Source organism: Mesorhizobium sp. M0159, assembly GCF_040322295.1.
Classification (GTDB): domain Bacteria; phylum Pseudomonadota; class Alphaproteobacteria; order Rhizobiales; family Rhizobiaceae; genus Mesorhizobium.
This window is the reverse complement of the sequence record NZ_JAMYTF010000136.1, coordinates 1-1,139: the sequence shown is the minus strand read 5'-3', so window position 1 is coordinate 1,139 and position 1,139 is coordinate 1. Positions and strand designations below refer to the sequence as shown.

Below are 1,139 nucleotides of genomic sequence, written 5' to 3'. Positions count from 1 at the left end.
GCCGCGGCGGAGGCCGCCGAGATCAAAAAGCGGGTAACGCCGCACACCCTGAGGCATTCCTTCGCCACACATCTCCTGGAGCAGGACGTCGACATTCGCGTCATCCAAGTTCTGCTCGGCCATGCCAAAATTGATACGACCGCGCTCTATGCCCATGTCGCCACCAAGACGATCCACACCGTGATGAGTCCGCTCGACCGGATCAGCCTGCTCACAGAGGGCGAGATACGACCGGACAGATAACGCGGCGGCGGTGCGCCGCCCGTCCCTGGAGGTCGCCGACATCTTCCATCGCCATGGTGCCGCCTGGCGCGCGGCCCAGGCCGGCCACTTGAGCCTCGGCCAGCTGAAGGTGATGTCGGCGATCGAGACCTGCCGCACCGCGGCGCTTGGCGGTCATGTCGAGGCGTGCGAGGACTGCGGCCACAGTCGCATTGCGTATAACAGCTGCAGGAATAGACACTGTCCAAGGTGCCAAGGCGCGGCGGCAAGGGAATGGCTCGCCGCACGCGAGGCCGATCTCTTGCCGGTCGGCTACTTCCACGTCGTCTTCACGCTGCCGGCCGAGATCGCCGACATCGCCTATCCCAACAAGGCGGTGATCTACGACCTGTTGTTCCGCGCCGCCTCGGAAGCGATGCTCACCATCGCCGCCGATCCAAAACATCTCGGCGCCCGCATCGGCATCACCGCCGTGCTGCATAGCTGGGGCTCGGCGATGACCCATCATCCGCATGTCCACATGATCGTGCCCGGCGGCGGCATCGCGCTCGATGGTGAGCGGTGGGTGTCCTGCCGGCCCGGCTTCCTCCTGCCCGTGCGCGTGCTCTCAAGACTGTTCCGGCGGCTCTTGCTGGCCAAGCTTACTGATGCCCATGCCGCCGGCCGGCTGAGGTTCTTCGGCGACAATGCTGGCCTCGGCGACAAGCGCGCCTTTGCTAAATTCCTGGCACCGCTCAAGAAGAAGAACTGGTTCGTCTACGCCAAGCCGCCCTTCGCCGGACCCGAGGCCGTGCTGGCCTACCTGTCGCGCTATACCCACCGCGTCGCCATCTCCAACAGCCGGTTGATCGCGCTCGACGAGGCGGGCGTCACATTCCGCGTCAAGGACTACCGCCGCAATGGCAGCGAGCGCTACC

At 65.3% G+C, this 1,139-nt stretch carries 2 protein-coding genes; both read left to right on the top strand.

What is annotated here, in order from left to right; translation table 11 throughout:
* Positions 1-243, top strand: a 243-nt coding sequence (locus NKJ32_RS35395) for a tyrosine-type recombinase/integrase (protein ID WP_352830585.1), incomplete at its 5' end; no start/stop codon positions are given.
* Between the two features lie 10 nt (positions 244-253).
* Positions 254-1,139 (top strand): IS91 family transposase (locus tag NKJ32_RS35390; protein ID WP_352830583.1); only part of this gene is annotated, 886 nt, incomplete at its 3' end.